Annotated in this window: 2 protein-coding genes and 1 tRNA gene; 2 read left to right on the top strand and 1 reads right to left on the bottom strand. The window is 42.9% G+C overall.

The genetic code is table 11. The annotated features are described in order from the left end of the window. Window positions 1-45: 45 nt before the first annotated feature. Window positions 46-121 (bottom strand) — tRNA-Ala (locus B4K20_RS04820). A gap of 285 nt (window positions 122-406) precedes the next feature. On the opposite strand from B4K20_RS04820, the gene B4K20_RS04815 reads away from it, so the two are divergent. Then, the gene (locus B4K20_RS04815) at window positions 407-2,665 is read left to right on the top strand and encodes an LPS-assembly protein LptD (protein ID WP_289282069.1); all 2,259 of its coding nucleotides are present in this window, start codon (window positions 407-409) and stop codon (window positions 2,663-2,665) included. An 83-nt stretch (window positions 2,666-2,748) separates the two neighbouring features. Next, window positions 2,749-3,432, top strand: coding sequence for a SurA N-terminal domain-containing protein (locus B4K20_RS04810; RefSeq protein WP_289282068.1), 684 nt, complete (start codon window positions 2,749-2,751; stop codon window positions 3,430-3,432).

Here is a 3,432-nt window from a genome sequence, read left to right as displayed (position 1 = left end):
TAGGCCTCTAGACGAAGGGGACCTAAAACTTTTTCTTTCGGTTTTTGGTGGAGCTAGGCGGGATCGAACCGCCGACCTCTTGCATGCCATGCAAGCGCTCTCCCAGCTGAGCTATAGCCCCGAAAGGAAGCGCATATCATAGGGACTGAGTTGGATGCTGTCAACATTTCATGACAAATTAATTTCAATCTCACTGCGATATAAACGGAATCTATCTTGAACCGGGTTTAAGGCAATAAGGTCAGTATTAGACTAAGTACTTGAGCTTGTTTAGATAAAGTCATTTTTGCTTAATCCACATCACGCTACAATTTGCCGATTCATCATTAATATGCGATAAATTGTGGGTTATTTATCACTAGGTCAGGATGTCGATCATGGCTAAAGCTGCAGCTTGAGGATGAACATGCGCAAAAAGAAGCTATTATCAACCTTGTTACTATCCTTATCAGCTGGCGTCGCATCTGCGCAACAAGAGCAAGGATTAACTTGTCACTTTGGTTATGAAGATCAATTTTTACCCATTCCTACTGAAGCAGCTTCCGAGAATGAATCGCCCGTCGACGTAAAAGCTAACAAAGTACAACTGTTACAGAATGGCACCTCTGTATTTTCTGGTAACGTTGATATTCTTCGTGATAACCAATTACTGAGTGCTGAAAGAGCGACCTACAACCGCAACAGTGGCGATGTAAGAGCGAGTGGCAATGTCAGTGTTCGTGATAGTGAAATGGTGATTGAGTCCGAGCAGGCCGAATGGTCTGTAGCAAATGTTCAAGGGCAGATGCTGAATGCGCAATATCACATCCGTCAAATGCATGCTCGAGGTGAAGCAGCGCATATATTAAGAAAAGGTCAGAAAACCACAGATCTTGATGATGCCACTTATACAACATGTCCTGAAGGCAGTGATGCTTGGCAATTGAAAGCGGATACCGTCCATTTAGATCATGAAACGGCTGTGGGTGAAGCAAAAAATGTTGTGGTCAGGATGGGCGGATGGCCTGTTTTTTATACCCCTTACATCAACTTTCCTTTAAATGATCAACGAAAATCAGGCTTTTTGATTCCTTCTGTTGGTAGTAGTGATAAAACCGGCTTTGATGTTCTTACACCGTATTACTGGAATATAGCACCGAATATGGATGCCACGCTGACACCACGTTATATGTCTGATCGAGGCTTGATGCTGGGTGGACAGTTCCGATACTTATTTGAGTCAGGAGAGGGTGAAGTTGAAGCAACCTACCTGAATTCAGATGATTTGCAAACCAATGGTGAAGATATCAACCCACACTACCAGGAAGATAGAAAACTATTTTCATGGCAGCACAGAAGTTATTTCGATAACCGTTGGCGAGCAATCGTTGATTACAACTATGTCTCTGATGACGAATATTTTGAAGACTTTGGCTCAGGGCTGAGCCTCTCCAGCCGCACCTATTTAAATAGAAATGTGGAAACAGGCTATAGCGGTGATATATGGAGCTTTACCGCCAGAGCGCAGGGTTACCAGACCTTGGGAGATGATGTGGAAGAGCAATATAAACGCTTACCACAGCTGGTTTTGAAAGGTTATTTACCCGATCAGGCATTAGGTCTGACATATGAGTTAGACAGTGAATACGTTGAATTTGATCACAATGAAAAAGTGGATGGTCAGCGCATTAACATCGAACCAGCAATCAGCATGCCTATGGGCACGGCCGCATTCTTTGCTACGCCAAGGTTAGCCTTAAACCATACGCAATACAGTCTGAAAAACGACAATACCAATACCTACGATGATAGTGCGACAAGAACTTTACCGATAGCCAGCTTTGATACAGGCTTGTTTTTTGACCGTGAAATGACAGCGTGGGGTGATAATTACATCCAAACACTGGAACCTCGCGCATTTTATTTGTATGTGCCTGAGCGGGATCAAACTGATATTCCTGACTTTGATACCAGTTTGACTACGTTCAACTCACTACGCCTATTTTCCCACAACCGTTTTATTGGTCGAGATAGAATTGGTGATGCCAATCAGTTAACTCTGGCTGTCACCAGTCGAATTATTGATGAAGAGTCAGGTAAAGAGAACTTGAGATTAACGGTTGGTCAGATTCGATATTTCACTGATCAGCGTGTCATGTTAGATGGCACAATTGCTGAACGAGATTCTACCTCAGATATGGTGGCAGAGGCTGTGGCCTACATTGGCGATGAGTGGTCATTTAATAGTGAATTTCAATGGGACCCAAGCGGCTTGAAGTCGAATATGTCATCAGTAGGATTGCGTTATAAAAATGATAGCGGTGGTATTTTCAATATTTCTCATCGTTACCGTCGTGATGACCCAACACCGAATAATGGTATTGAAGAGTCATTGGAACAAATTGATATTTCCACGCAGATTCCATTATCAGAACGTTGGAAATTCTTTGGTCGTTGGTATCATGCTATCGATCAAGGTGAAACGTTGGAAAAAATTGCTGGCTTACAATATGACAGTTGCTGCTGGGCAACACGCCTAGTTATGCGTGATTATGTGAACGATGTTTCCGATCAAGAGCGCAATACAGCGATTTACCTACAAATAGAATTAAAAGGCTTAGGTAGTTTCGGTCAAAAATCTGATAGCTTACTAGAACGCAGTATTCGTGGCTTCGAAGCAGAATGAACTCCTTGAGCCATTCGCAAGTCGATTCATTTCTGACTTATACGAAACCAATTAAAAAATAAATTTTGGAGTAATAGAGTTTAATGATTAAGTATCTGATTGTCGGTTTATTGCTGGCAACCAATGTTTGGGCTCAATCTCTGGATAGGATTGTTGCAGTTGTCAATGATGAAGTCATTCTTGAAAGTGACTTGCAGGATATGGAGCAAACGGTTCGTCAACAGATCCGTCAGCGTGATGCTGCAATGCCACCCAGTGATGTTCTACGTAAGCAAGTGCTTGAAAGATTAATCATGCAACGTCTGCAAATACAAGAAGCAGATAAAGTGGGGATTCGAGTCGGGGATGATGCTCTTAATGCTGCCCTCAAGCAGATCGCGGATAACAATCAACTGACATTGAGACAGTTCAGAGATGTGTTAGAAGAAGATGGTTATGACTTTAGCGTATTCAGAGAAACGATCCGCGATGAAATGATCATTTCAAGATTACGTAAGAGCCAGGTCGAAGACCGCGTTGTGGTTTCCGATCGTGAAGTCGATAATTTTCTTGCTACACAAAAAGTGCAAGAGGGTGGCCAAGTTCAGTATGAGCTGCAACATATTCTCATTAGTATGCCCGAAGCCGCTTCACCTGAAGAAGTTCAGTCAGCCCAGGAGAAGTTAGAGAAAGTTCAAGCATTATTGAACGAAGGCGGTGATTTTGCTCAAGTCGCTGCGGGATATTCTGATGGTCAAAATGCTTTGGAAGGCGGTGAGTTAGGCTGA

The sequence above is a fragment of the Methylophaga sp. UBA5088 genome (assembly GCF_002414625.1).
In the GTDB taxonomy this organism is placed as follows: Bacteria; Pseudomonadota; Gammaproteobacteria; order Nitrosococcales; family Methylophagaceae; genus Methylophaga; species Methylophaga marina.
This window is presented reverse-complemented; position numbering and strand designations above follow the sequence as displayed.